This is a genomic window from Rivihabitans pingtungensis (assembly GCF_003201855.1).
GTDB classification, from domain to species: Bacteria; Pseudomonadota; Gammaproteobacteria; order Burkholderiales; family Aquaspirillaceae; genus Rivihabitans; species Rivihabitans pingtungensis.
The window spans coordinates 118,431-144,942 of record NZ_QJKI01000005.1 but is presented as its reverse complement, the minus strand read 5'-3'; the positions used below and the strand labels follow the sequence as shown (position 1 = coordinate 144,942).

28 protein-coding genes and 3 tRNA genes are annotated in these 26,512 nt (G+C 59.0%); 23 read left to right on the top strand and 8 right to left on the bottom strand.

Annotated elements, in window-relative coordinates; translation table 11 throughout:
* Nucleotides 1-14 precede the first annotated feature (14 nt).
* The 5 genes from ftsA to DFR34_RS05925 all read left to right on the top strand — a co-directional run bounded on the left by ftsA (nucleotide 15) and on the right by DFR34_RS05925 (nucleotide 5,340).
* On the top strand, nucleotides 15-1,253 hold the full coding sequence (gene ftsA / locus DFR34_RS05945) for a cell division protein FtsA (RefSeq protein WP_110390288.1): 1,239 nt from the start codon (nucleotides 15-17) through the stop codon (nucleotides 1,251-1,253).
* 78 nt (nucleotides 1,254-1,331) lie between these two features.
* Nucleotides 1,332-2,531, top strand: coding sequence for a cell division protein FtsZ (gene ftsZ, locus DFR34_RS05940; RefSeq protein ID WP_211309303.1), 1,200 nt, complete (start codon nucleotides 1,332-1,334; stop codon nucleotides 2,529-2,531).
* Nucleotides 2,532-2,790: 259 nt separating this feature from the next.
* A complete protein-coding gene (gene lpxC / locus DFR34_RS05935) occupies nucleotides 2,791-3,702 on the top strand; it encodes a UDP-3-O-acyl-N-acetylglucosamine deacetylase (RefSeq protein WP_211309308.1) in 912 nt (303 codons plus the stop codon).
* 65 nt (nucleotides 3,703-3,767) lie between these two features.
* A complete protein-coding gene (gene moaC / locus DFR34_RS05930; protein ID WP_110390231.1) occupies nucleotides 3,768-4,244 on the top strand; it encodes a cyclic pyranopterin monophosphate synthase MoaC in 477 nt (158 codons plus the stop codon).
* Between the two features lie 43 nt (nucleotides 4,245-4,287).
* A complete protein-coding gene (locus DFR34_RS05925) occupies nucleotides 4,288-5,340 on the top strand; it encodes a PDDEXK nuclease domain-containing protein (protein WP_110390230.1) in 1,053 nt (350 codons plus the stop codon).
* 130 nt (nucleotides 5,341-5,470) lie between these two features.
* Here DFR34_RS05925 and proB read toward each other — a convergent pair whose 3' ends face one another.
* Nucleotides 5,471-6,589: a glutamate 5-kinase gene (proB, locus tag DFR34_RS05920; RefSeq protein ID WP_110390229.1), complete on the bottom strand. Its 1,119-nt coding sequence runs from the start codon at nucleotides 6,587-6,589 to the stop codon at nucleotides 5,471-5,473.
* 175 nt (nucleotides 6,590-6,764) lie between these two features.
* Here proB and DFR34_RS05915 point away from each other — a divergent pair, with 175 nt between their 5' ends.
* Nucleotides 6,765-7,238, top strand: coding sequence for a DUF2721 domain-containing protein (locus DFR34_RS05915; RefSeq protein ID WP_110390228.1), 474 nt, complete (start codon nucleotides 6,765-6,767; stop codon nucleotides 7,236-7,238).
* 60 nt (nucleotides 7,239-7,298) lie between these two features.
* Here the strand turns inward: DFR34_RS05915 and bioA are convergent, their stop codons facing one another.
* A complete protein-coding gene (bioA, locus tag DFR34_RS05910) occupies nucleotides 7,299-8,651 on the bottom strand; it encodes an adenosylmethionine--8-amino-7-oxononanoate transaminase (protein WP_110390227.1) in 1,353 nt (450 codons plus the stop codon).
* 95 nt (nucleotides 8,652-8,746) lie between these two features.
* Here bioA and DFR34_RS05905 point away from each other — a divergent pair, with 95 nt between their 5' ends.
* The 9 genes from DFR34_RS05905 (at nucleotide 8,747) to DFR34_RS16785 (ending at nucleotide 17,387) form a co-directional block, all read left to right on the top strand.
* Nucleotides 8,747-9,259, top strand: a complete 513-nt coding sequence (locus DFR34_RS05905) for a pilin (RefSeq protein WP_146215063.1) — start codon at nucleotides 8,747-8,749, stop codon at nucleotides 9,257-9,259.
* 382 nt (nucleotides 9,260-9,641) lie between these two features.
* Nucleotides 9,642-10,529 (top strand): helix-turn-helix transcriptional regulator, encoded by an 888-nt coding sequence (locus DFR34_RS05900; RefSeq protein ID WP_110390225.1) that lies wholly within the window; start codon nucleotides 9,642-9,644, stop codon nucleotides 10,527-10,529.
* Nucleotides 10,530-10,837: 308 nt separating this feature from the next.
* Nucleotides 10,838-11,710: a GTPase gene (locus DFR34_RS05895; protein ID WP_110390224.1), complete on the top strand. Its 873-nt coding sequence runs from the start codon at nucleotides 10,838-10,840 to the stop codon at nucleotides 11,708-11,710.
* Between the two features lie 16 nt (nucleotides 11,711-11,726).
* A complete protein-coding gene (locus DFR34_RS16790) occupies nucleotides 11,727-12,317 on the top strand; it encodes a hypothetical protein (RefSeq protein WP_146215062.1) in 591 nt (196 codons plus the stop codon).
* 7 nt (nucleotides 12,318-12,324) lie between these two features.
* On the top strand, nucleotides 12,325-14,079 hold the full coding sequence (locus tag DFR34_RS05885; RefSeq protein WP_110390222.1) for a dynamin family protein: 1,755 nt from the start codon (nucleotides 12,325-12,327) through the stop codon (nucleotides 14,077-14,079).
* 14 nt (nucleotides 14,080-14,093) lie between these two features.
* The gene (locus DFR34_RS05880) at nucleotides 14,094-15,713 is read left to right on the top strand and encodes a dynamin family protein (RefSeq protein WP_211309302.1); all 1,620 of its coding nucleotides are present in this window, start codon (nucleotides 14,094-14,096) and stop codon (nucleotides 15,711-15,713) included.
* Between the two features lie 76 nt (nucleotides 15,714-15,789).
* Nucleotides 15,790-15,996 carry a YkgJ family cysteine cluster protein gene (locus DFR34_RS05875; protein ID WP_211309301.1) on the top strand — a complete coding sequence of 69 codons (207 nt, stop codon included), beginning with the start codon at nucleotides 15,790-15,792 and terminating at the stop codon, nucleotides 15,994-15,996.
* A 259-nt stretch (nucleotides 15,997-16,255) separates the two neighbouring features.
* On the top strand, nucleotides 16,256-16,840 hold the full coding sequence (locus DFR34_RS05870) for a DUF4339 domain-containing protein (protein ID WP_110390286.1): 585 nt from the start codon (nucleotides 16,256-16,258) through the stop codon (nucleotides 16,838-16,840).
* 199 nt (nucleotides 16,841-17,039) lie between these two features.
* Complete coding sequence (locus tag DFR34_RS16785; RefSeq protein WP_146215061.1) at nucleotides 17,040-17,387, top strand: hypothetical protein; 348 nt, start codon at nucleotides 17,040-17,042, stop codon at nucleotides 17,385-17,387.
* Between the two features lie 54 nt (nucleotides 17,388-17,441).
* Here the strand turns inward: DFR34_RS16785 and DFR34_RS05865 are convergent, their stop codons facing one another.
* From DFR34_RS05865 to ftsY, 6 genes are all read right to left on the bottom strand, one after another.
* Nucleotides 17,442-17,906, bottom strand: coding sequence for a PIN domain-containing protein (locus DFR34_RS05865; protein WP_110390219.1), 465 nt, complete (start codon nucleotides 17,904-17,906; stop codon nucleotides 17,442-17,444).
* 4 nt (nucleotides 17,907-17,910) lie between these two features.
* Nucleotides 17,911-18,213 carry a hypothetical protein gene (locus DFR34_RS05860; protein ID WP_110390218.1) on the bottom strand — a complete coding sequence of 101 codons (303 nt, stop codon included), beginning with the start codon at nucleotides 18,211-18,213 and terminating at the stop codon, nucleotides 17,911-17,913.
* A gap of 22 nt (nucleotides 18,214-18,235) precedes the next feature.
* Nucleotides 18,236-19,087, bottom strand: a complete 852-nt coding sequence (rpoH, locus tag DFR34_RS05855) for an RNA polymerase sigma factor RpoH (protein WP_110390217.1) — start codon at nucleotides 19,085-19,087, stop codon at nucleotides 18,236-18,238.
* Between the two features lie 339 nt (nucleotides 19,088-19,426).
* A complete protein-coding gene (gene ftsX / locus DFR34_RS05850; RefSeq protein WP_110390216.1) occupies nucleotides 19,427-20,335 on the bottom strand; it encodes a permease-like cell division protein FtsX in 909 nt (302 codons plus the stop codon).
* Nucleotides 20,332-20,985: a cell division ATP-binding protein FtsE gene (gene ftsE / locus DFR34_RS05845; protein WP_110390285.1), complete on the bottom strand. Its 654-nt coding sequence runs from the start codon at nucleotides 20,983-20,985 to the stop codon at nucleotides 20,332-20,334. The genes ftsX and ftsE overlap by 4 nt, the downstream gene beginning before the upstream one ends.
* Before the next feature lie 18 nt (nucleotides 20,986-21,003).
* Nucleotides 21,004-22,110, bottom strand: coding sequence for a signal recognition particle-docking protein FtsY (gene ftsY / locus DFR34_RS05840; RefSeq protein WP_110390215.1), 1,107 nt, complete (start codon nucleotides 22,108-22,110; stop codon nucleotides 21,004-21,006).
* 115 nt (nucleotides 22,111-22,225) lie between these two features.
* Between ftsY and DFR34_RS05835 the strand changes: the two genes are divergently transcribed.
* The 8 genes from DFR34_RS05835 to DFR34_RS17850 all read left to right on the top strand — a co-directional run.
* Nucleotides 22,226-23,608, top strand: coding sequence for a M16 family metallopeptidase (locus tag DFR34_RS05835; RefSeq protein ID WP_110390284.1), 1,383 nt, complete (start codon nucleotides 22,226-22,228; stop codon nucleotides 23,606-23,608).
* A complete protein-coding gene (locus tag DFR34_RS05830; RefSeq protein ID WP_110390214.1) occupies nucleotides 23,598-24,920 on the top strand; it encodes a M16 family metallopeptidase in 1,323 nt (440 codons plus the stop codon). Before DFR34_RS05835 ends, DFR34_RS05830 begins: the two co-directional genes overlap by 11 nt.
* Before the next feature lie 129 nt (nucleotides 24,921-25,049).
* A complete protein-coding gene (gene rsmD, locus DFR34_RS05825; protein WP_110390213.1) occupies nucleotides 25,050-25,610 on the top strand; it encodes a 16S rRNA (guanine(966)-N(2))-methyltransferase RsmD in 561 nt (186 codons plus the stop codon).
* Between the two features lie 66 nt (nucleotides 25,611-25,676).
* Nucleotides 25,677-25,931: a YfhL family 4Fe-4S dicluster ferredoxin gene (locus DFR34_RS05820; protein WP_110390212.1), complete on the top strand. Its 255-nt coding sequence runs from the start codon at nucleotides 25,677-25,679 to the stop codon at nucleotides 25,929-25,931.
* A gap of 165 nt (nucleotides 25,932-26,096) precedes the next feature.
* Nucleotides 26,097-26,181: transfer RNA gene (locus DFR34_RS05815), tRNA-Tyr, on the top strand.
* Nucleotides 26,182-26,214: 33 nt separating this feature from the next.
* Nucleotides 26,215-26,288 (top strand) — tRNA-Gly (locus DFR34_RS05810).
* Between the two features lie 14 nt (nucleotides 26,289-26,302).
* Nucleotides 26,303-26,377, top strand: a tRNA-Thr gene (locus DFR34_RS05805).
* 39 nt (nucleotides 26,378-26,416) lie between these two features.
* Nucleotides 26,417-26,512: GTP-binding protein (locus tag DFR34_RS17850; protein WP_039011239.1), on the top strand; the 96-nt coding region annotated here is incomplete at its 3' end.

Below are 26,512 nucleotides of genomic sequence, written 5' to 3'. Positions count from 1 at the left end.
TAACGGAGCACGTGGTGAGCAAACCGAGAGAACCTAAAAACCTGCTGGTCGGGCTGGATGTGGGCACGTCCAAGATTGTTGCCGCCGTGGCCGAGGTGCTCGAGGATGGCGCGCTGAACATCATCGGCATGGGTCAGACATCGTCGCGTGGCCTGAAAAAGGGCATGGTGGTGAATATCGAATCCACCGTGCAAGCCATTCAGCGTGCAGTGGAAGAAGCCGAGCTGATGGCTGACTGCACCATTCACCAAGTATTTACCGGGATTGCCGGCAGCCATATTAAAAGCGTAAATTCTCACGGCATGGTGGCGATTCGTGAGCGTGAAGTCACCCAGGCTGATATTGATCGGGTGATCGAGACGGCGCGGGCGGTGACCACACCGCCGGATCACCAAGTGCTGCACATCCTGACCCAGGAGTTTTCCATTGACGGTCAGGAAGACGTGCGCGAACCGCTGGGCATGAGTGGCGTGCGCCTGGAAACCCGGGTGCACATCGTCACCGGGGCGGTCAGCGCCGCGCAAAATATTTTGAAGTGTGTGCGACGTTGCAATCTGGACGTCGCCGATCTGATCCTTCAGCCACTGGCATCGGCCACGGCGGTGTTGACTGACGATGAGCGCGATCTGGGCGTGTGCCTGATCGACATCGGCGGCGGCACCACCGATATTGCCGTGTACACCCGTGGGGCGATTCGCCACACGGCGGTGATTCCGATTGCCGGGGATCAGATTACCAATGACATTGCCATGGCTTTGCGTACGCCAACCAAAGAGGCCGAAGATATCAAGCTGGTTCACGGTTGCGCGTTGATGCAACTGGCGGATCCGGCAGATATGATTGACGTGCCCGGCGTGGGTGAGCGCGGGCCGCGCCAGCTGTCGCGCGCCACCCTGGCAGAAGTGATCGAGCCGCGTGTGGAAGAATTGTTCCAATTGATTCAACAGGAACTGCGCCGCACCGGTTTTGAAGATGTGCTGTCCTCCGGCATCGTATTGACCGGTGGGGCAGCCAAAATGCCCGGCATGGTGGAACTGGCGGAAGAAGTATTCCACATGCCGGTCCGGGTGGGGGTACCCAAATACTTCGGCGGGCTGGCCGAAGCGGTGAAGGATCCCCGCTTTTCCACGTCGATCGGCTTGTTGCTGATCGGCAAGGATCAGTTGCAAAAAACCGCAGGTCCAAAACCCGAAACCGCCTCGGTGGGTGGCCTGTTCTCGCGGATGAAAGCCTGGTTCGCCGGGAATTTCTGACGCACGCATTATCGTTGTAGCGACATTTTTTGTTTTATAGGGCAGTCGTCAACGCAGTTTTTCGAGGAGAGAACCGTCATGTCTTCCAACATGGTCTTTGAGATGGTGCAGGAAATCGCACCCGAAGCCGTCATCAAGGTGATTGGCGTCGGGGGTGGTGGCTGCAATGCCGTCGATAACATGATCGAAAGCCAGGTCAAGGGCGTTGAATTCATCGCCGCCAATACCGACGCCCAGGCCTTGCGCCGCAATCGTGCGCCGGTGCAGATTCAAATCGGCCAGACCCTGACCAAGGGCCTGGGCGCAGGCGCCAACCCGGATGTCGGCCGCAGCGCCGCCATCGAAGACCGCGACCGCATCGCTGAAGTGCTGCGCGGCGCCAATATGGTGTTCATCGCCACCGGCATGGGCGGCGGCACCGGCACCGGCGCTGCGCCGGTGATTGCCGAAATCGCCAAGGAAATGGGCATTCTGACCGTTGGCGTGGTCACCCGCCCGTTCTCGCACGAAGGCCGTCGCCACCAAGTGGCCGGCGCAGGCATCGAAGAACTGAAAAAATACGTCGATTCGCTGATCGTCATCCCCAACGAGAAGCTGCTGCAAGTGCTGGGCTCGGATGTGACCATGCGCCAGGCCTTCCGCGCCGCTGATGATGTGCTGCGCGGTGCCGTGGCCGGCATCGCTGAAGTGATTACCTGCCCGGGCTTCATCAACGTTGACTTTGCCGACGTCAAGAACGTGATGGGCCAGATGGGCATGGCGATGATGGGCTCGGCCGTGGCTTCCGGCCTGGATCGCTCGCGCATTGCCGCTGAAGAGGCCGTTGCCAGCCCGCTGTTGGACGACATCAGCCTGGACGGCGCACGCGGCGTGCTGGTGAACATCTCTACCGCCCCGGGCTGCCTGCTGCTGCGTGAATACCATGAAATCATGGAAATCATCCGCAACTACGCCCACGCCGACGCCGAAGTGAAATTCGGCACCGCTGAAGTAGACGGCATGTCGGAAGACGAAATCCGTGTGACCTTGATCGCCACCGGGCTGGGCGGCGGCAAGAAACCTGCACGCGAAGAACGTCGCGAGCAACTGAAAGTGGTGAAGAATGGCACCGATGGCACCACCATGGAAGTGCCGGACTTCCAGCAGCCGGATTTCGACAAACCCAGCGTGTTCCGCGCCCGTTCGGGCCGTGGCGCGCCGCAGCAGGTGGATTTCTCTAATCCCTCGGTGGGCGATTCGTTCGATATTCCGGCTTTCCTGCGCCGCCAGGCTGATTGAAGCTGACTGTGTGTGCGTGCGGCGTAGGCTGCGCCGCGCGAACACGCCCCGGTTTCGCGCCTGTCCGCTTGGTGCGTTGCCTCGACAACGCATGACGGCTGCCCGCCTTTCGCGGGCAGGCGCGGATTTTTATTGCCTTCGGAACTTTGATAGTGCTGGGCTATCAGAGTCGGCAAGACAATCAATCAGCCGGTCAATTCGGCTGTGTTAGACTTCATCACATCGTTTCGCCCCCTGTCGCCAGAAGGGACCCGGCATGATTCACCAGCGCACACTCAGCCAAACCATCTCCGCCAGCGGCGTCGGCCTGCATTCCGGCGAACGGGTGAAACTCACCCTGCGCCCCGCCCCGCCCGACACCGGCATCATCTTTCGTCGCACCGACCTCACCCCGCCGGTTGAATTGCGCGCCGAACCTGCGCTGGTCAACGACACCCGTCTGTCGTCCACCCTGGTGGACCCAAACGGCGTGCGCGTGGCCACCGTCGAGCACCTGATGAGCGCCCTGGCCGGCCTGGGCATCGACAACCTGATTGTAGAAATGACCGGCCCGGAAACGCCGATCATGGACGGCAGCGCCGCGCCGTTTATCTATCTGCTGGACAGCGCCGGCATCAGCGAGCAAACCGCGCTCAAGCGCTATATTCGCGTGCTCAAGCCGCTGGAAGTGGTGGAAGGCGACAAATGGGTGAAGCTCACCCCGTATGACGGCTTTACCGTCAGCCTGGAAATCGAATTCAATCACCCGGTGTTTCGCCGCACCCCGCAACACCTGACCATCGACTTTGCCGCGCAATCGTATATCGACGAAGTCAGCCGCGCGCGCACCTTTGGCTTTATGCACGAAGTTGAATACATGCGCATGAACGGCCTGGGCCTGGGCGGCAATCTGGACAACGCCATCGTGATCGACGACGACTCGGTGCTGAACAAAGACGGCCTGCGCTTTAACAACGAATTTGTCCGCCACAAGATTCTCGACGCCATCGGCGACCTGTACATGATTGGCCACCCGCTGATTGCCGCTTTTTCCGGCTTCAAGTCTGGCCACGCCATGAACAACAAGCTGCTGCGCGAATTGCAGGCGCGGCCGGACGCCTGGGAATACGCCACCTTCCGCCGCCCCAGCGACGCGCCGTCCAGCTTCCATCGCCTGCCCCAAGCCGCCTGAGCGGATTTCCCCCTGTTTGCCGCCGGCGTCTTTGCCGGCGGCCTGATTGATTGCAAGGAGCGCCCATGTCGGCACTGACTCACTTCAACGCCGACGGCCAGGCGCATATGGTCGATGTCGGCGACAAAGCCGACACCCACCGCCGCGCCATCGCCAGCGGCGTGATCCGCATGCAGCCGGACACCTTTGCTCTGGTGCAAAGCGGCAGCCACAAAAAAGGCGACGTGCTGGGCATTGCCCGCGTCGCCGCCATCATGGCCAGCAAACACACCAGCACGCTGATTCCGCTGTGTCACCCGCTGGCGCTGAGCCATGTCGATGTCGAATTTCAGCTGGACGCCGCCGCCAGCGCCATCACCTGCCAGGTGACCGCCGAAACCGTTGGCAAAACCGGCGTGGAAATGGAAGCGCTGACCGCCGTGCAAATCGGCCTGCTGACCATCTACGATATGTGCAAGGCGGTGGATCGCGGCATGGTGATCGGTGAAGTGCGCCTGCTGGAAAAACAAGGCGGCAAGTCGGGGCTGTGGCGGGCGGAGTAAACGAATCGGCAATGGTTTAACAGCGCATGGAGAGGCGCGCAGCATGGATCTGGATATTTCGGCGTCACCGGATTATCGAAGCTGGCTGGCTGATCTGAAAACCCGCTTTCGGCGCGTGCAGCTCAAGGCGGCAGTGTCGGTGAACACGGCATTGTTGCAGTTTTACTGGGAGTTGGGCGCCGAGATTGTCGCCAAGCAGGCGCATCATGCCTGGGGCAGTGGTTTTCTGGAAAAACTGAGCCGTGATTTGATGCAGGCTTTTCCTGGTGTGAAAGGGTTTTCCAAGCGCAATCTGGAGCACATTCGGCGCTGGCACAGCTTTTGGAGCCATGCCCCGTCAATTGCGAAGCAGCCTGCTTCGCAATTATTCGCCATTCCGTGGTGGCATCACGTGACTGTCGTGAGTAAGTGTCGCAGCCACGCTGAAGCCTGGTACTACGTGCAGCAAACCCAGGCGCATGGCTGGAGTCGCGCAGTGTTGACTCACCAGATCGAAAGCGGCTTGTGGCAGCGTGAAGGACAGGCTATCACCAACTTTGCCCAGACCTTGCCGCCGTCGCAGTCAGATTTGGCGACACAGTTGCTGAAAGACCCGTATCTGTTCGACTTTCTCTCGCTGACGCCAGAGCATACCGAGCGCGAGCTGGAGCGGGCGCTGATTGACCATATCACGCAATTTCTGTTGGAGCTGGGCGCTGGCTTTGCTTACATGGGCCGGCAAGTGCCGCTGCAAGTGGGCGAGCGTGAGTTTTTTCTCGATCTGCTGTTCTATCACGCCCGTTTGCATTGCTATGTGGTGGTTGAGCTGAAAACCGTGGATTTTGAGCCAGAGTTTGCCGGTAAGCTCAATTTTTATTTGAAGGCCGTAGACCAGCAGCTACGCGGTGAACAGGATGCGCCCACCATCGGGCTTTTGTTGTGCAAGAGCAAGGATAGGCTGGTGGCGGAATATGCCTTATCCGATATCCAAAAGCCTTTGGGTCTGGCCACTTATGCGCTGTCACATACGCTGCCAGAGGCGCTGCGCGATCAATTGCCAAGCATTGAAGCATTGCAGGCCGAGTTGGCTGTTGGCTTGGACGAGGACGCCGGGTAAGGGATAAACGCGGTGCTCCTGAGTGTCGCTCACAAAACTCTTATGGCGTGGTGAGGCTGCTGGCGCTGTCTGCGGCCACGCGCCTGGCCAGGACCTCCGCGCTGAGTTTTGTGAGCGACGTTAAGCGCTGCTACACGCTGACCATATTATCCCGGTGAATCAGCTCCGGTTCGCCCATATAGCCCAGAATGGATTCGATCTCACGGGTGGCGTGGCGCATGATCAGCCGGGTTTCGTCCGAGCTGTAGTTGACCAGCCCGCGCGCCACTTCGTGGCCTTGCGGATCGACGCAGGCCAGCGCTTCGCCGCGCAGGAACTCTCCTTCCACCGCCACCACGCCAATCGGCAGCAGGCTGGTGCCTTTGTGCACGACGGCATGGGCGGCGCCTTCGTCCAGCACCAGGCGGCCGGCCAGTTGCAGATGATCGGCCAGCCATTGTTTGCGCGCCAGCAGCGGGGTGTCGGCGGCAATCAGCTGGGTGCCAATCGCCTCGCCGTCAGCCAGCCGCGACAGCACATTGGCTTCGCGCCCGCAGGCAATCACCGTGGCGGCGCCGCTGCGCGCGGCGCGCTTGGCGGCGATGATCTTGGTGATCATGCCGCCCGTGCCCACTGAGCTGCCGGCGCCGCCGGCCATGTCTTCCAGACGCGGGTCGCCCGCCTGCGCCTCGTGCACAAACTCGGCGTCGGCGTGCTTGCGCGGATCGGCGGTGTACAAGCCTTGCTGGTCGGTAAGGATGATCAGCGCGTCGGCTTCAATCAAATTGGTGACGAGTGCGCCCAGGGTGTCGTTGTCGCCAAAGCGGATTTCGCTGGTGGCCACCGTGTCGTTTTCGTTGATGATCGGCACCACATTCAGCTTGAGCAGGGTGATCAGCGTCGAGCGGGCGTTCAGATAGCGGGTGCGGTCGGCCAGGTCTTCGTGGGTGAGCAGCACCTGGGCGGTTTTCAGGCCTTCGGCGCGAAACGCGGTTTCATACGCCTGCACCAGCCCCATCTGGCCAACGGCGGCGGCGGCTTGCAATTCGTGCACCGCCTTGGGTCGGGTCGCCCAGCCCAGCCGTTGCAGTCCTTCGGCAATCGCGCCGGACGACACCAGCACCACTTGCTTGCCCCGGCGGGTCAGGTCGGCGATTTCGCTGGCCCAGCGCGACAGCGCGGCGTGGTCCAGGCCCTTGCCATCGTTGGTGACCAGACTGGAGCCGACCTTGACGACAATGCGCTGGCTGGCGTGGATGACGGACTGCATAAGGCCATTCCTGAAAATTGCGGTGCGCCATTATACAAAGCTGGCGCAGGCTGAGGGGAGGCTTGCGCGCGCCGCGTGTGCTGACGGGGATGGCCGTTTTCGGCGCTTGTTTGCCAACGCCGCGCCCGCTATGCTTTTGCGCTGTCATGATGGCGCCCTGCGCCACGGAGCTTGCATGGAGCTGACCTCTGCCATCCCTACCCTGGCTCACGCCATTCAACAATCCGTTGCCCCGGTGTTTTTGCTGACCGGGGTTGGTTCACTGCTGGGCGTGCTGGTCAACCGGCTGGGGCGGATTGTCGATCGCTATCGCCAGTTGCGCAGCCTGCCGGCTGAACAGATCATCCCGCATCGGGCCGAGATGGCGCTGCTGCAACGGCGTTCGCGGCTGATTCACTTTGCCATTCGCTACAGCACACTGTGCGCTTTACTGATTTGTGTGGTGATTTCCTTGCTGTTCATTGGTGTGGAGTTGGGCAGCGAGCTGTCGCCGCTGATTGCTGCGCTGTTTGTCTGCGGCATGCTGTCGCTGATTGCCAGCCTGGTGTGTTTTCTCAAGGAAATTTCCCTGGCCACCTGGCGGCTGGAAGCGGCGTTTGACGCAGATTTGCGCCAGGACACCCCACCTCCGCCCGACGGCCAGTCTTAGCCCCGCCTTTGGGGTGGACGGCGCGTCCATGTTTGATGGATTAACCGTGCCGGGCGCGGCTCACGGCACAGCTGGCTCTTGTTCGCCTGCCTGAGCGTCGCCATCGCCCACCAGCGCATCCAGTGTGCGCAAGGTGGCGTTCACCAGTTGTGCCATCTGTTCTGCCTCAATCACATACGGCGGCATGAAATACACCGTCTGGCCAATCGGGCGCAGCAAGCAGCCTTGCTCCAGCATGGCGCTGAAAAACGCCAGGGCAAAGTCGCTGCGCGTGGTGGCCACGTCAAACGCCCAGATCATGCCCTGCTGGCGGAAGTGACGCACCGCCGGGTGCGCTTGCAGCGGTGCGAGCAGCGGGGCAAAGGCGGCGGCCTTGGCGCGGTTTTGCGCCAGCACGTCGTCTTCGGCAAAGATGTCCAGCACCGCCAGCGCGGCGCGGCAGGCCAGCGCATTGCCGGTGTAGCTGTGCGAATGCAAGAAGCCGCGACGGATGTCCGGGTGGTAAAACGCCGCATACACCTCATCGGTGGTCAGCACGCAGGACAGCGGCAGGTAGCCGCCGGTGATGCCCTTGGACAAACACAAAAAGTCCGGGCGCACGCCGGCCTGCTCGCAGGCGAACAGCGTGCCGGTGCGGCCAAAGCCGACGGCGATTTCGTCAGCGATCAGGTGCGCGCCATATTGGCTGCACAGCCGGCGCGCCTCGGCCAGGTACAGCGGATGGTGCATGGCCATGCCGGCGGCGCCTTGCACCAGCGGCTCGATAATCAGCGCCGCCACCTCGCCAGCGTGTTGCTGCAATAGCGCTTCCAGCCCGGCGGCGGCGCGGCGGGCGACGGTTTCGGCGGTTTCGCCGGGGCCGGCCAGCCGCGCATCGGGGCTGGGCGCGGTCAGCGCGGCGTTCAGCAGTGGGGCATAGGTCTGGCGGAACAGTGGCACGTCGGTGACCGCCAGCGCGCCCAGGGTTTCGCCGTGGTAGCTGTGTTCCAGATGGATAAAGCGGCTTTTTTGTGGGGCGCCGCTTTGCTGCCAGTACTGAAAACTCATTTTCAGCGCGATTTCCGTCGCGCTGGCGCCGTCCGAGCCGTAAAATGCATGGCCCAGCCCGGACAGGGCGGCCAGCCGCTCGGACAACTCCACCACCGGCTGGTGGGTAAAGCCGGCCAGCATCACATGCTCCAGCCGGCCCAGCTGGTCGATCAGCGCGGCGTTGATGCGCGGGTTGGCGTGGCCAAACAGATTGACCCACCACGAGCTGACTGCGTCCAGATAACGCTTGCCGTCAAAGTCGATCAGCCACACCCCTTCGCCACGGGCGATGGGAATCAGCGGAAAGGTTTCGTGGCGCTGCATTTGCGTGCAGGGGTGCCAGACGGCGCGGGTGCTGCGGCTGAGCCAATCAGTGCTGGGCATGACAAATCCGGGGCAGAACGTAAAACAGGCAGTCTAAGCAGTCCGGCGGCGGCAGGCAAACCTGCGCGGTGGGCGATTTATTTCAGGAAAGTGGCATGAAGCAGGTTTTCAGGGCGCGGCGGGCAACGCCGGCGCAACAGGGCTTGACCCTGATTGGTCAGATGATGGTGTTGCTGGTAGCCGGCGCGCTGGGCGCGGTGGCCTTGTCGTCGTGGCTGGATGTGCAGGTGCGCGAGCGCGCCACCGAGGCGTACAACCAGCTGGAGGCCATCAAGCCTGCGGCAGAAAAACTCGGCCGCGAACAGCGCGGCCAACCGTGGCCGGCCAGCCTGGCCATGGCCACATTGGGCGAAGCGCCGGCAGGCAGCCACTTTGTGCCCGGCAGCTGGCAGGCCAGCGCCCAGGACCGGCTGCTGACCGTGTCGGTGCAATTGCAGGACACCGGCCGCCATCTGGACGGCCAGCGCCTGCTGCTCAAGGGCTGGCTGGAAGAGGATGGCGATGTGCGCTGGGTGTGCGCCAGCGATGTGGACCCGCGCTGGCATAAGCAACTGCCGGCGCCGTGTCAGTACAAGCCGAGCCGTTCGCCGGAGCCGAAATCCGAATAAGAGCCGCTAACAAAACCCCCTGGCGTTGTTGTGTGACCTTGCCGTACTGCTTGTACTGTCTGCGGTCACACGCCTAGCCAGGGCCGCTTCGCTGGGTTTTGTTAGCGACTCTAAATGTGGCGCCTTGTGGCGTCTCTTGAGCCTTGACCCAGCGCCGGACTATCCGGCGCTTTTTGTTGTCAGGGTGGCGCTATCCCTGGCTAAGGCTGATCAAGCCTGGTGATAAATGACAATTGCTGACGACAACGGGTTGGTGACTTGCTCGATGATTCAATATAAATCATACTCGGATGCGATAAAAACCTAAATTGTGCTGACATAGCCTGTCAGTCCGTTGTGGTTTACTGCTTCACATGTCAGATTTTTCCAAGCGGACTGTTTCATGTCAGTTGATCCACCCAAACACGAAATGCTGGCCAACCGGCTGGCGGAAATCCTGCTCAAGCTCAATCTGGACGAACGTCCCAGCCGGCAAGAACTGGCTGCAGAGTTCAAGGTGACTGAGCGCACCATCTATCGCGACCTGAACCGCCTGGGCAGCATTGTTGAACAACTGCCGGATGGGCGTTACCAGTTGGTGAGCCAGTACCGAGGCAAGCTCAAACCCAAGGACCTGCAATCCTTCGCCCAGCTAGCCGGGGTGGATCACTTGTTTCCTGACGCCAGTCCGCAGTTTCTGATGGCCTTGCTTGATACCCTATGTCAGGGCAGTTTTTTGGTGCATGGTCATCAATATGAACGCTTCAAACCGCACGACAAAAGCTTTGACCTGCTCAATGAAGCGGTGACCGGGCAACGAATCTGCCGGCTGACCTATCGTGACACTCCCCGCGAACTACACCCCTATCGGCTGATCAACAAAAACGGCATCTGGTATCTGGCCGCCACCGAGCAAGGCCAGCTCAAGGCGTTTGCCTTCAGCCGGATCAGCCAACTGAGCGTGACTGAGCAGACCTTTACCCCCGATGCCACGATTCAGGCCAATATCGAAAACGAAGACGATATCTGGTTCAGCCGAGAAAAAACCGAAGTCCTGCTCAGCATCGCCCCGGAAATTGCCTACTACTTCCGTCGCCGCAAGCTGCTGCCCAAGCAGGAGCTGGTGCGCGAGCTGGAAAGTGGCGGCTTGATCGTCAGCAGCCAGATCAGCCATGTGGACCAGATTCTGCCGCTGGCCCAGTTCTGGCTGCCGCGCATTCGTGTTGTTGAACCAGCCTGGCTACGCGAGCGCCTGGAGACGGTGCTGCGCGATTACCTGGAGCAGAAGTGACCATGCCGGTGGCTGCGCGTCCGTTGCTTTATCAGTGCCCGGCTTGCGGTTGGCGACATATCGTGACCCCCATCGGCGATGTGCTGCTGGGCGAGCCTGCTGCATGCCTGCGTTGTGGCCATCATTCTCTTACCGTCCAGCCGGCCAACGTGCTTCAGGCTGCGCTGAAGCGATTACTGGAGCTTCGTTGACGATGAAAAGTGTATTTGCATAATTCTAAGTTGCATAGCATTGTTGATTCTAAGGGTAAAGTTTTGCAGCGAAATGATGCGTTGCAAGGAACAGTGTGTAGAAGGAGACACAAATTTATGGATCAAACACAACTGATTGAGGCGCTGGAGGCGGAGTATCAGCAACTCTCCAGGCAGCGCAACGATACCTCCCCGAGCAAACCTCGTATTGCTGCCTGGGGTCTAGTCAAAGCGGGAAAAAGTTCTCTGCTCAACATGCTAAGCGGACACGCCAGCGACGAATATTTTGAAACAGGTGTCATTCGCACTACCCGAGCCAATCAGGCGTTGGAGTTGGCCGACTACGTGCTCGTCGATACTCCGGGCCTGGGTATTGATAAAGATGACTCGCAGCAAGCAAACGAAGGCCTTGATGTCGCTGATATCGTGCTCTTCGTTCATGCCCCTCCAGGTGAGCTGGACCAAGAGGAAGTGGCTCTGCTTGAACAACTGCGGAATACTTTTGGCGAGGATGTTAGCGAACGCGTGGTGTTGGTGATAAGCCAGCTGGACAAGCTCCAAGATGCGGACCTGGCGGAGGTTCAGAAAGAAATTGAACGTCAGGCACAGATCTGGCTCGGCGCCCAATCGAAATGTTTTGTCATATCAAATACCCGTTTTAAAAGTGGTGTTGAGAAGAATAAAGAGGGGCTGTGCATCAAGAGCGGGATTCCACCATTGGCTCAGTATCTACAGACGCTTTCGAAAAACCTCACTCGCTCGCCCTCGTTAGAAGAAGCACGGAAAAAGCGGCTGGAACGACGTGCTCTGGAACTCTGCGAGCACATCGACGCGGCAATCGCGCAGGAAACCAAACTGATTGAGCAGGTAGCCCAGCCTTATGTGATGAAAGCAAAAGCATTCGTTGAGTTGATTGACGGCGCTCGACGAACCTTCGAAGCCCATACATCCGACATGCGGAAAACCCGCGAAAAACTCGATAGCCTTTAATTTAAGGAGATTTAAAATGCCTTTACCCTGGTTGATCGGCGCTGCGGTAGTCGCTGCCGTAGCTGTTGTTGCCAAAGCTGTTTCAGACGATAGCTCCTCTTCCTCGTACGATGATAGCGATAGTGATAGGGAGCGGCGTCGTCAAGAGCAGGCTGCCAAGCGCCAACGCGATAGAGAGGGCCTGCAAGCTCGTATCCAGGCGCTGGCAGGAGAGCAACGTGAACAACTCAAAGCTCAGCTCAGAGTAGCTGCCTTGGCATTGGTTTCTCCGTCAGATGAACATGAAAATGTGGTGCAAGGTTTGAGCAAAATGACCGCCTTGACGCTGGAAGGATTTACTGAAGATCAGCTTGAACAGCAAATCCGCAGCACGAAATCTTCAACGTCAAGTTATGGCAAGACCATGAAAGCTATTCTCCAGGCTTCCTCGGCAGTGACAGAGAGGCAAATCAGCCAGTTCATGCAAGGGGTTAACCTGCTCGAAACCGTGACCGCGCCTGTCAATGCGGCGGCCAGTAACCAGGCCGTGCTTGCTCAAGTACAGTCTGCCCAGGCACGCATCGAGCGATTGCAGGAACTGAAACATCAACTTCTCACCCAGGCGTGATTGAACAATGAGCACAGTGACTCGTGATGAGCTGATGCATGTTTTTCAAGGGCTGCAGGGCCAGTTTTCCAGCCAGAAACAGAGATTTGCGCAGGTTCAGCAGCAATTCGATGTGCTGCGCATAGATTTTGTAAAGCAGATGCGCCAGCATGCGGAACAGATGGCCTCCACAGTCAGCGAGGAAAACCCTCTCAAAATGGGGGCGGTTCAACTGGTTCAGCGCTTGGCCGATCAGTTCGACGTTTGGGAAGGCCGCGCGGAAAAGCGCTCGCACGGCGCGGAGTTTCGCGAAGGTTTCAATGACTCGCTGTTGGTGTTTGTTTACGGTAAGGTCAAGTCAGGTAAAAGCTCGCTGGGTAATTATGTGGCCTGGGGGCATAGCGAACCCACTACACCACTGAAAGATCAGGTTACCCTGAAACCCGAGTATTTCTCCCATGAACGCACCAATGTTGCCAGTGGCGATCAGGAGGGCGAGGCTTCCCGCTCAAAGCAGTTCCGCATCGGTGCGACGGAGGCCACTAGTTCGATTCAGGGGTTCAAGTTGCCAGGGTTCACTTGGGTTGATTCTCCTGGTTTGCATTCGACAAATGCTGCAAATGGAGAGCTTGCGCGCAAGTATGTTGATCAGGCGGATTTGATCCTCTACACCATGGCCTCTCAGGCTCCCGGAAGGGCGTCGGATATGGACGAAGTTCACACATTGCTGACTGATGAGCGGTCACTGATGATTTTGCTCACGGGGAGTGATATCACCGAGGAAGATGAGGACGACAACGGTGAGCTTGTAACCGAAGTGTTGATGAAGCCTACGGCTGACCAGCACAAGCAGATTGACGAGGTTATCCGTAATCTGGGGGCGAACACCGCTGAAAAAGTTCGCATCTTACCCATTTCGACCCGCTTTGCTGAACGGCATCCTTCCCACTTGGAGGAAAGTGGTCTGGGTGTCTTGTTCCAGACGCTCAAGAGCCTCTCTCAGAGCCAAGGCCTCAAGCTCAAACTGACCACTCCGATCAACAATCTGCGCAAGGCTGTAGCAGAAACCAGCAACGATCTGAACCTGATCAAAGAGCTGACCGAATCGTTTGAGCAGCAGATTCAGGCTCAGGAGCAGTTGATAGAGCGAGAGCTGCGCAAATTGGGCCAGAAAGGCGTTACCCAGATGCGTGGCTTCATCAATGAACTGTTCAACGGTTCTTACCATGCCGATGTGCAGGCCACATTGCGCGAGCAGTTGGGTAAGGTTATCTGCCAACTGACGGGTGAGGCGATGACAACTATCGGTGAAACCCAGCAAAGTTCGCTGCAGCGTGCGTTTGACACCAGCCGTCTTGGAGCCATCCCGGAATACCGGGAGGTCACGGTCGAGAAGGAATATATGACTGGTACTGAGCGTGGCACCAAGACTGCCTGGGGTGCGGGGGGCGCTCTACTTGGTGCTATCGCCGGTGCTATGGTCGGCGGCCCTATGGGTGCCTTTATCGGGGCGTCTCTGGGTAGTACTGCCAATATGATCGGGCGAGGCGCTCAGGCTAGGTACACAAAACACCACGTAGTCGTCGGAGATAATCTGGAAGAACAACGCCAGGTTGCTATCGAGCACTATGCTAATGCAGTGCCTGAATATCTGAATGAACAGGTACGAGGCATCTACGAACCCCTGCGGAATGCCATGCTTAAGTACTGCCAAGCGCTGACCCGGGAAATGGAGTGCCTGCGCCAAGCGCTCAAATCTCTTGAGACGAGCACCGTACAATGATACAACCAGGCCCGATGACTAAACTGCTGGCTCTTTACGACGAAGTGGATGGCCTGTGCGAAGCCTACAATCCGAACGCTGTTGCCAGCATTCGCGAATTGAGCCGTGTTAAAAAAGCCCAGGTTGGCGCAACCATCATGGTGTATGGCGTTTATAACGCGGGTAAAAGCACTTTGATCAATGCTTTACTCGGCCAAGAATTGGCTGCAGTTGCTGACGTACCCGAGACGGCCCGTGTGCAGGGTTATCGTTGGGGGGATTTCGAAGTGGTCGACACCCCCGGTATTGATGCCCCGCTTGAGCATGAGGAGATCACCCGCGAACAGCTGATTCAGTCAGATATCGTGATTTTCGTGGTCAATCCGCTTGGGGTGGTTGAGGAAGAAAAAACCCTCAATGTGCTACTGGAGTTGGTTCTTGCAGGAAAGAAGATTTTTCTGGTACTTAACTGCAAAAACCGCTTTGACCCGATCGACCTGGCACGAATCAAGAACGAGCTCCGTGAGCGCATTCAGCAAAAAGCAGGTAATCGACAAGTACTGGGCAACATTCCGATTGTCGAGGTGAATGCCCGTTCTGCACTCAAGGCAAAATTGGAGAACAAGCCGAACCTGTTGAACAGCTCGGGTTTTCCGAGGTTTGAGAGTGAGTTGTCCACTTTCTTTGCTTCGGTCCAACAACAGGAGATCGTTGCACGGGTCGCGACTGAACTGCGCAGTTTCATTGATGAGACAGTGATCGAGCTGGACAAACAACAGGATCAGGCTTCGATCAAACGCCTTGATGCCTTTTACGCAGAAATTGCTCGTCGAGAAATCGATATCCGGCAGGGCCTGAAATCGCTGATCGAAGCCAAGGCTGCTTATATTTGCAAAAGCACAATCATCGCTCTGAATCAGGATGGTGAGGGTACTCAAGGCAAGATCGAGCAACTTATCAGCCAGGCCAATCAGCAAGTCTGTACTGAACTTGAAGATGCCCTCAAGCGCCTGGGTCTGGATGCCTCTGAAATGCTTGGTGAAGTTATTCAGGATATTCAGGTGCAGTTACAGGGCAACATACGCAGGGCTATGCCAGGCTTCGAGGCCGAGTCTGTGCACTCCGACCAGATGCCGTCATCGCCGTCTGGTATCGATCTAACTCTGCTCAAGTTCGGTGCACGCCAGGCTGGCAGTATGGTGAATGCCGAGCATGTGGTTAGTGCAATGAAAATTGGTAAGGAGTGGCTGCCTACGCTGTTCAAAGGTATCGGTCCAGCTACCATGGGTAAGGTTGCCGAGCAGATTGTCGGCAAAGTCATTCCGGTTATCAGTATCGCTTTTCTAGTTGGGAGCACTCTGTATTCTGCGTTCGTAGGCGACCCTGAGCAACAGTATCTGAATGAGCACATCAAACGAGAAACTCAGGAACGAGAGCGCCGTGAGCAGGCCATTCGTGCTTTCGGTGAAGAGACCGCATGGGAGTTCTCACAAGCGCTGAGCACTGTGGTTGAGACGCATATCAAATCCAGCTTTGCAGAGATCAAAGAAAAACTATACGCCTTGCGTGGCAGCTTAGACGAGACGCAGCGCCGCCTCAGCGAGGATCGTGAGCACCTGGTTCAATGCCAGGCTGCAATGGGTGAGTATGTCTGAGATACGTCAGGCATTTGTATGCAACCGCTGCATGGAATGCTGCCGCCGTGTTCACTTACTCCCAGAAACCGCAGCGATGGACCGTGGCGATGGGGTGTGCCAGCATTTGGATGAAGTCAATACTGGATGCCGTATCTATGATCAGCGACCGGATATTTGCCGCGTTGATCGGCAGTTTGAACTGCGCTATCGCCGAGAGATGTCATGGGAAAAATTCGTCAGATTGAATGAAGCTGGATGTAAACAGTTGCAGGAATGTGTAAATAGTGAGGCTGCTGAATGAATCAAGGTGTTATGTTGGGTTTTTCTTGCTGGGGCAGTGCGCTCACACACATGTGTCGCCTTCTTTATGGATGTTCCGCTAAATACTGAATGGTTTTTCATTGCTACGGGCCGCTTGTCGGCCCGTTTTTTTGGTTTTTCATTATCTTCATGTCTATGACATTACCTGTCAGCTCAATGTGTTGAAATCCCTACTAAGTGCCGCAGTCTGCCATCTGACTGTCGGTAATTTGATTGATCTTGGTTTTGAGGATTTCATCATGGAAAAAGCCGTACAAGTTGTGTCAGAAAAACAGTGGTTCTACGAAAGCGAAGGACAGCGTAAAGGTGGTGTGCCTGAGGCGCAAATCATCGCATTGATTAAAGAAGGAAAGCTCACCCATGGCGCTGCCGTCTGGTGCAAGGGCATGCCTGACTGGATGAAAATTGAAAACACCGAGCTACGTGTGCATCTGGATGACAGCGCGCCGCCACCATTGACTGGCGAGCATGTCAATAACACGCTGGTGTGGGTGCTGGCGTTTGCCCCGGTGCTGGGCTTTATTCTGGAAGGCCTGGTGGCAGGGTTTGTTTATCATGGAAATGACCATCTCGTTGAGTTGGCCATGGCGCATAACAAGTTCTGGTATGTGACCATTGCCTTGAACATTGGCTTGTCGTTCTGGGATGAAAAGCGTCTGCAGGAAGGCGGATTGAATACTGAAAAATTCAAGGGTTGGGTGTGGTTGGTGCCCGTGTATCTGTTTCAGCGTGCCAAAGCGCTAAAACACAATATGGCTTATTTTGCAGTGTGGATTGGCGCTTTTGTACTGATGCTGAGCATGGCTGCTGAATATGGTCGCTAAATCTGTTTGGCGTATGTGTGATCTGCTCTGCAGGTGCGTGCTTGCTGTGAGATAACGCGCTCTACTATGCTATACGTTCGTCGAAAAATTATGCGCCAGCTCTTGAGTGAGTGACGCATCCTGTCAGCAGCCTATGTTGAAATGTACTGACCCATTTCTGGAAAATGGTGGTCTTCAATATTTAATATGGAGTTTTGGTATGTCTATTTTTGGTAAATGGCGGTGTCTGTCTTTGGGGCTTTGTGCGCTTATGATGGTTGCTGGGTCAGCACTGGCTCAGGCTGAGAGCATGCCAAAGTTCAAGCAAGGGGAGGATTACGCAAAGGTGCGCATCAAATTGCTGAATGCCGGCTGGAAGCCACGGCGTATGCCAGATGCCGATCAATGCATGCAGGGAGATGATCGTTGCCAGGGTCGGCCCGAGATGGAAGCTTGTGCAGGAAGTGGTCGAGCCAATTGCCGCTTCGCCTGGCAGCGGGCTGGGGCGCTTCTGACCATTTTTACGGTAGGTTCGCCCGCCGTATTTGAGGCTGCCAGCAATGAGTAGCTTTTGAACGAGAACGCCCCTTGCTCATTTCATGGGTAGGGGGCTTCTTGTTATTTACTCGCGTACTTTTCGAACCACTTCAAAAGGAAGGATGTTTTCCGCACAGGCCGAGAATAATGCGCCAAAGAGCCTTTGGTCGTCTGTGAGTATGGTGTGATCAGCAGCCAGTCTCACCAGTGAGCTATCGGTGAGGCCATACGCCAGAAATGTGTCTTGGGCGCAATCTGACGTAATGTTGGAATGAACCTGTGTGAATTGCGAGAACAGGATTCTGGCTGTTTCATAGGCAAGTCTGGACGCGTAGCCGGTCAGGTCGATCAAGTTGGACACTTCGGTGGCAATGTAGTGGGTGATGCATATTTCTTGGTGGCTGGCCATCACATCAAGAATGGCATCGTAGTCTTGGAGGGTGAATTTATTCAGGCGCTTTGAGTTTTGTATATGCCGGCCACCTTCTACGGCGCCAATGACAAGAAGAAGGAGAAGATTTGTGTCGATGATCAACTTCTTCTTGCCCAAGACATCATCCCTCAGTGCTGCGCTTGAAACCTCTGAACTGTCCGCTGTGGCTGTCCACAAAGAAGACTTTGCATTCTCTGCGCTTTTTCATGATGGCAATCAGCGCCATCAAATTGGCGGCGTTGTCTTTTGCGCTGTCTGGGGCCGGAGGGGGATCGTCTCCTTCAAGCTCATAGCTGATGGTGACTTCATAACGCGTGTTGTCTGCAGAGATCAGGGCACCTTCCAGCACCAGGTTTTTGGCGCCCTTCACCAGCTTTACGACATTCTCTTGGGCGATGCGTATCGCCTCATCGAAGTCAATCATGGCGATCTCCGCTGTGTTGCCGCTACGCCACCACCAGCGCCTGCTTCATCTTCTGCAGCGCCTTGGCTTCAATCTGGCGAATCCGTTCCGCCGACACGCCGTATTCCGCTGCCAGATCGTGCAGGGTCAGGCCGCCGTCGTCGGCCAGCCAGCGCGATTCGACAATGCGGCGGCTGCGGGCGTCCAGCGTGGACAGCGCGTGTTCCAGGCCTTCGCGTTGCAGGCGGTCGAAGGCTTTTTTCTCGATCTGGCGGGTGGGCTCGTTTTCGGCGTCGGCCAGCCAGTCAATCGGCGCGTAGCCGCCTTCGTCGTCGTTATCGTCCGCCATCAGCGCCACGTCCTGGCCGCTCATGCGGGTTTCCATTTCGCGCACTTCTTCTGGCTTCACGCCAAGGTCTTCGGCAATCTGGCGGGCTTCTTTGTCGCTCAGCGCGGCAAAGCCGGATTTCATCGAACGCAGGTTGAAAAACAGCTTGCGCTGCGGCTTGGTGGTGGCCACGCGCACCAGACGCCAGTTGCGCAGGATGAATTCGTGAATTTCCGCCTTGATCCAGTGGATGGCGAACGAAAACAGCCGCACGCCGCGCTGCGGTTCAAAACGCTTCACGGCTTTCATCAGGCCGATATTGCCTTCCTGAATCAGGTCGGCTTGTTGCAGGCCGTAGCCAGAATAACCGCGAGCGACGGACACCACCACGCGCAGGTGCGACATCACCAAACGCCGGGCGGCGTCCAGGTCGTTGTGCTGGTGCAGGCGGGTGGCCAGTTCGGTTTCTTCCTCCTGGCTTAGCATCGGCACGCTGTTGACAGTCTGGATGTACTGTTCAAGGCTGCCGGCGGCAGCCGGGATGGGCAAGGCAAACGTAGCGCTCATAAGGTGGACAAGCTCCTGTGTTCAGCCAATCTTAGCACTCGCAGTCTGAGAGTGCCAAAGTGTCGAACGAGTTCCGGCAAAAATTTTTTCAATGGTGTTGATAGCCTGCCACTATGCCTCAATCAGACGGCCCAGGGTGGGATGACTTTTGTCAGCATCAGCGGGTCGTGTGGCGGAAAACCCCTTGGCTGGCAAGGGTATGGCCGCTGGCAGAGCTGACTGGCTGCGCCGTCCGGGGAGAGCTGACTGGCTGCGCCGTCCGGGGAGAGCTGACTGGCTGCGCCGTCCGGGGTTGGACGGCGCAGGGCCCGGATGGGTGGCGAACAAGACCCGGCAGATTCAGGAAGGTTCCATCTCGCGCAGTACATGGCCGGTGGCCAGGCGGGCGCCCAGCGCGGCCAGGGTGGCCACCCCCAGCAGCAGGGCGGCGACTTCTTCTGGCGCCAACTGGCGCAGGGTGGCATGGTTGTTGTAGAGCGCGGCGAGCTCGGCCACGGCCGGGTTGGCGGTGGCAATCAGCCAGGCGCTCAATCCCCAGGCCACCAGCGCGGCCAGCATGCCCTGGAATACGGCAAAATACATGAACGGCCGGCGGATAAAGCCATCGGTGGCGCCAATCAGTTTGGACACTTCGATTTCATTGCGCCGGGCCAGAATCTGCAGGCGGATGGTGTTGGAGCTGGCCAGCACCAGGGCAATGCCCAAGGCCGCCCCCAGCAGGATGGTCAACTGGTGGCCCAGAGTGAGCAGGCTGTGCAGCTTGCGCGCCCAGCCGGCGTCAAATTGGCTGGTTTCCACCATCGGCAGGCCGGACAGTTCTTTTTGCAGCCGCTCCAGTGCTTCGGGTTCGGTGTCTTTGGGGCTGACGATAAACGCATCGGGCAGCGGGTTGCCGGCCAGACCGTCGGTGACTTCGGCGAGGCCATTGCGCGCCATCAGGTCTTTCAGCGCGCTTTCCTTGCTGACAAAGCGATGCGAGTGCACCAGTGCGTGCTGCTTGAGCGTCTGGTTGACGGTTTCCACGTCGGCCCGGTCGGCGTTGAGTTCCATGAACAGGGTGATCTGCGGCGAGGCGGCCAGGCCATTGCTCCAGCTGGCCAGGCTGGCCACGGTCAGATAAAGCCCCAGCGGCAGGCTGATGGCCACGGCCAGCATGAACAGGCTGAGCAGGCTGCCCAGCGGCTGGCGCAACAGGGTGCGTAGCGCCTGGCGGGCGGCGCGGCCGTGCAGGTAGAGCAGATGTTTCATGGGGTCAGATGTCCCTGTGCAAGCCGGATGATGCGTCGGCCATAGGTGTGCATCAGCATTTCATCGTGGGCGGACACCAGCACGGTGACGCCCACCTGATTGAATGAGCGGAACAGCTCCATGATGTCATGGGCGTAGTCGCGGTCCAGATTGCCGGTCGGTTCGTCGGCCAACAGGATGGACGGGCGGTGCACCACCGCGCGGGCGATGCACAGGCGCTGTTGTTCGCCGCCGGACAGTCGGATGGGGTTGGATTTTTCCCGGTCGAGCAGGCCAACCTTGTCCAGCGCGGCGCGCACGCGCTTGGCGGCCTCGCGCGGCTCGAAGCCGATGATGTCCAGCGGCAGCATGACATTGTCGAATACCGAGCGGTCAAACAGGATTTTATGATCCTGAAACACCAGACCGATGTGCTGGCGCATGAACGACAGTTGCGTGCCGCCCAGCTTGCCCAGATTCTGGTTATTGACCAGCACCGTGCCGCTGGTGGCGCGGTCGATGCCGGCCACCAGCCGCAGCAGGGTGGATTTGCCGGCGCCGGAGTGGCCGGCCAGAAACACCATTTCGCCTTTTTCCACCTTGAACGACAGGTTTTTCAAGGCGTCGATGCCGCCTGGATAGCGTTTGGTGACGTTGTCGAATTGGATCATGGTCATGTCCGCGCCGGCTCAGTCAAACAGGGCGTCGATATAGTCGCGCGCCAGGAAGGGGCGCAGATCGTCCAGCCCTTCGCCCACGCCGATAAAGCGCAACGGCACTGGGTGCTCGCGGGCGATGGCGGCAATCACCCCGCCCTTGGCGGTGCCGTCCAGCTTGGTGAGGATCAGTCCGGTGAGGCCCAGCGCGTCGTCAAAGGCTTTCACCTGGGTCAGCGCGTTCTGGCCGATATTGGCGTCCAGCACCAGAATCACCTCGTGCGGCGCGCCTGGCAGCGCCTTGTCGATCACCCGTTTGACCTTGCGGATTTCTTCCATCAGGTGCAATTGTGTGGGCAGGCGGCCGGCGGTGTCGGCCAGCACGATGTCGATCTTGCGCGCCACCGCCGCCTGGATGGCGTCGTAGCACACCGCGGCAGAGTCGCCGCCCTGCTGGGCGATCACCGTGACATTATTGCGCTCGCCCCAGGCCATCAGCTGTTCGCGCGCGGCGGCGCGGAAGGTGTCGCCGGCGGCCAGCAACACACTCTTGCCCTGGCTCTGGAAGTATTTGGCCAGCTTGCCGATCGAGGTGGTTTTGCCGGCGCCGTTGACGCCAGCCAGCATGATCACGCACGGCTGGTGACCGCTGGTGTCCAGCGGGATTTGCAGCGGGGCGATCAGCTCGGTGAGCGAATCCTTCAGCGCCTGCTTGAGTTCGCTGGCGTCTTTCAGCCCGCGCAGAGTGACCCGCTCGCGCACGTCCTTGAGCAGGTGCATGGTGGCCGGTACGCCCATATCGGCGGTCAGCAGCACGGTTTCCAGCTCTTCGTACAGGTCTTCGTCGATCTTGCCGCCGCCAAACAGCCCGGCCAGCGATTTGCCCAGCTTGTCGCGGGTTTTCGACAGGCCGGCTTTCAGCCGTTCGGTCCAGCTCTGCTTGCGTGGCGCTTCTGGCTCGACCGGCGTTACGGCAGGCGCTGGCGCAGGGATCACCGCCGGCGCGGCTGGGGCGAGCGGCTCGGCCGTGCTTGGGCTGCTTGGGTTGACCGGCGCAGTGGCTTCGGCAATAGGCGTGGCCGCGGCTTGCGGCGCAGCGAGGTCTTCGGGTTTGGGTTTTTTCTTGAAGAAACTAAACATGGTGTCAGGGTGTCAACTTCCCGGCGTTTGGTTCATGATGCGCACCTGTGCAGACGCAAGTCTGACGGCATCTTGCCTGCGATTGTAATAAGTTTTCATGGAGAACGGGAAAACCATGTCTCAATCCCTCCGTTTGGGCGCGGTGTTGAGCCTGTCCGCCGCCTTGTGCGCCGCGCCGGTCTGGGCCGATGCGCCACAGGAAGCCACGCTGGCCAATGGCCTGAAAGTGGTGGTCAAGGTAGACCGCCGCGCGCCGGTGGCCGTGTCGCAACTGTGGTATCGGGTGGGCAGTGTGGATGAAGTGTCCGGCATCACCGGCGTGTCGCACGCGCTGGAGCACATGATGTTCAAAGGGACGCCGAAAGTGCCTGCGGGTGAGTTCTCCCGCCGCATTGCCGCACTGGGCGGCAAGGAAAACGCCTTCACCAGCCGCGACTACACGGTGTATTTCCAGCAACTGGCCAACCACACCCTGGGCGAGGCGATGGCGCTGGAAGCAGACCGCATGGCGCATTTGAACATCGCCGAGGCGGATTTTGCCAGCGAGATCAGCGTGATTCGTGAAGAGCGCCGCCAGCGCACCGAAGACCAGCCCACTGGCGTGCTGTTTGAGCAGCTGTACGCGGCGGCCATCACCGCCAATCCGGCGCGCCAGCCAGTGATCGGCTGGATGGCCGACCTGGAGCGCATGCGCGCCGATGACCTGCGCCAGTGGCGTGAACGCTGGTACGCGCCGAACAACGCCACCCTGGTGGTGGTGGGCGATGTCGATCCCAAGGCGGTGTTTCAGCTGGCCGAGCAGCACTATGGCCGCATTCCGGCGCACACCCTGCCGGCGCGCGCGGTGTTGCCCGAGCCCAGCCCATACGGCGAGCGCCGGCTGACGCTGAAACTGCCCGCCCAGCAAAGCTATGTGGCGCTGGCCTGGCCGGCGCCGCGCCTGAGCAAGCTGGATGAAGTCGACCCTTACGCATTGGATATGCTGGCCGCCGTGCTGGATGGCCATGCCGCCTCGCGTTTGCCGCGCACCCTGGTGCGTGAACAGCGTCTGGCCAGCAGCGTGGGCGCCAGCTACGACATGAGCGGGCGCGGCGCCAGCCTGTTTACCGTGATCGCCACGCCAGCCGAGGGCAAGACCACCGCCCAGCTGGAAGCCGCCCTGCGCAGCCAGGTGGGCAAGCTGGCGCGCGAAGGTGTGAGTGAAGCCGAGCTGGCGCGGGTGCGCACCCAGCTGAAAGCTGCGCGGGTATATGAAAAAGACTCGATGTTTGGTCAGGCCATGAAGATTGGCCAGTTGGAGGCGTTGGGGTTTTCCTGGCGCGATGACGCCGAAATCGACCGTCGGCTGGACGCGGTGACGCCGGCGCAGGTGCAGGCCGCCGCCCGCCGTTATCTGACTGACGACCGCCTGACTGTGGCCGTGCTGGCCGCTCAGGCCACGCCGCCCGGCCAGGCGCCAGCGGCGCCCTTGACTGAAGGAGGCGCACATGTTCGCTAATTGGCGCGCAGGGGCTGCCCTGCTATTGATCAGTTTGGGCTGGCTGACGCCGGCGCAGGCGGTGGACATTCAACGCTGGCAAACGGCGCACGGCGCCAAGGTGCTGTTTGTTGCCAGCCACGACAATCCCTTGCTGGATGTGCGGGTGGACTTTGATGCCGGCAATCGTCGCGACAGCGCCGACAAGCCGGGTGTCTCTGACCTGACGCTGACCTTGCTTGACGCCGGCACCGATGCGCTGAGCGAAGAAGCCATCAAGGCGCGTCTGGCCGACTTGGCCGCGCAACTGAGCGGCTCCAGTGATATCGAGCGCGCAGGGGTTGGCTTGCGCACCTTGTCCGACCCGGCGCAGCGCGAGCCGGCGCTGGCCTTGTTGGCCGATATGCTGGCGCGGCCCAGCTTTCCGGCAGCGCTGCTGGCGCGAGAAAAAGCCCAGATGCTGACCGCGCTGCGCGAGGCGGAGGACGATCCGGCCGGGCGCGGCGAGCGCGCCTTGCGCCGCCTGATGTATGGCGCGCATCCCTACGCCTTGTCGGCGCGCATCAACGCCGACAGCGTGCGCCGCATCAGCCGCGACGATGTGCTGCGCTTCTGGCGCGCGCATTACACCGCCCGGCGCGCGGTGGTGTCGCTGGTGGGCGACATCAGCCGCGCCGACGCCGAACGCATTGCCGAGCAGCTCACCGCCCGCCTGCCGGCCGGCGCGGACGCGCTCAAGCCGATTCCGCCGGTGTCTGCGCCAGCGCAGGGCGGGCGCGAGCAGCTGTTGCACAGCGGCACACAAACCCATTTGTTCCTGGGCATGCCGGTGCTGCGGCGCGACGACCCGGATTATTTTCCCCTGTTAGTGGGTAACTACGTGCTGGGCGGCGGCGGTTTTGATTCGCGGCTGATGAAAGAGGTGCGCGACAAGCGTGGGCTGACCTATGGCGTGTCCAGTCATTTCAGCCCGATGGAGCAGGCCGGCGAGTTTGAAATTGCCCTGAGCACGCGCAACGCCCAGGCGGACACTGCGCTGAAAGTGGTGGAAGACACCATCGCCCAGTTTATTGCCGAGGGCCCGAGCGAAGACGAACTGGCCCAGGCCAAGCGCCATATCATTGGCGGTTTTCCGCTGCGGCTGGACAGCAATCTGAAGCTGATGGGCTATGTGTCGATGCTGGGTCAGTACGATCTGCCCAATGAGTGGCTGAACCGCTACCCGGACAAGGTGGCGGCGGTGACGCTGGCGCAAGTGCGCGACGCCTGGAAGCGCCGCTTGAGCCTGGCGGCGCTCAGTCAGGTGCGGGTGGGGCCCAAGCCGGCGCCATGACCGAATCAGCCCGCCGTCAGCCGGCTGGCATCCATACAGCTGTTTGAGCAAGAAGGTTTCTTCTTCGGCACGGGGGGCGCATAATGTTGCCCCCTGTTGCGTTTCAGGGTGAAGTCACAAGGAGTGGGCATGGCGAAGGCGGGCAAGAATACAGTGCGGATCATTGGGGGCGAGTGGCGGCGGCGACTGCTGAGCTTTCCGGACCTGCCTGGCCTGCGTCCGACGCCAGACCGCGTGCGCGAAACCGTGTTCAACTGGCTGGGCCAGACGCTGGATGGTCTGGACGTGCTGGACGCCTTTGCCGGCAGCGGCGCCATGGGCCTGGAGGCCGCGTCGCGCGGCGCCCGGCGGGTGATGCTGGTGGAAAAAGCCGCGCCGGCCGCCCAATCGCTGCGCAATCAGGCGCGTGAGCTGGGCATGTCGCGGGTGGAAGTCACCTGCGCCGACGCCCTGGCCTGGCTGATGCACTGCCGTGACAGTTTTGACGTGATTTTTTTGGATCCGCCGTTTGCTTCCGAACTGCTGGCGCGCATCTTGCCGCTGGCGGCCGAGCGGGTGCGCGCCGATGGCTGCATCTATATAGAGTGCGGTCAGTGGCCGACCATCCCGGATGGCTGGCAGTTGATGCGCAGCGGACAGGCCGGGGCGGTGCATTACGGCCTGCTGCGACGCGTGACGGACGAATCCTGAACCCTTCCTTGCGAGTGAGGAAGGGAAGTGCCACAATTCAAACAGTGAATACTTGAGGAAAATACTATGTCTTTGATGATCACCGACGAATGCATCAATTGCGATGTCTGTGAGCCGGAATGCCCCAACCACGCCATCTCGCAGGGTGAGGAAATCTATCAGATCGATCCTGACCTCTGTACCCAGTGCGTGGGCCACTATGATGAGCCGCAATGCCAGCAGGTGTGCCCGGTTGATTGCATCCCGCTTGATCCGAACCACGAAGAAACTGAAGATCAACTGATGAAGAAATACCTGATCATCTCTGGCAAAGCGGCTTGATGTTTGCGCCGTGGCCGGTTTGGTCAAAACCCGTTGACGAAAGTTGACGGGTTTTTTTGTTGTAAAAACAATGACTAATGTGATTTTGGAAAAAATATCCAAATTTTTTGCCAGAAAAGTGTTGACGAGATCGGGGCGTGAGATCATAATGCGCCTCTCTTGAACGGAGGGATTCCCGAGCGGTCAAAGGGATCAGACTGTAAATCTGACGGCTCTGCCTTCGAAGGTTCGAATCCTTCTCCCTCCACCAGTTTTTTAGCGGCGTGCGTTTTTAGTTGGAATTGCGGGTGTAGCTCAATGGTAGAGCTGAAGCCTTCCAAGCTTAAGACGAGGGTTCGATTCCCTTCACCCGCTCCAAAGTAAGTCTATTGGCCCATGTAGCTCAGGGGTAGAGCACTCCCTTGGTAAGGGAGAGGTCGGCAGTTCAATTCTGCCCATGGGCACCAAAATTTTTTCGACTATCAGCTTTTTAGGGCATTTTCATCATGGCTAAGGAAAAGTTCGAACGGACCAAACCGCACGTCAACGTTGGCACCATCGGTCACGTTGACCACGGCAAGACCACCCTGACCGCTGCGATC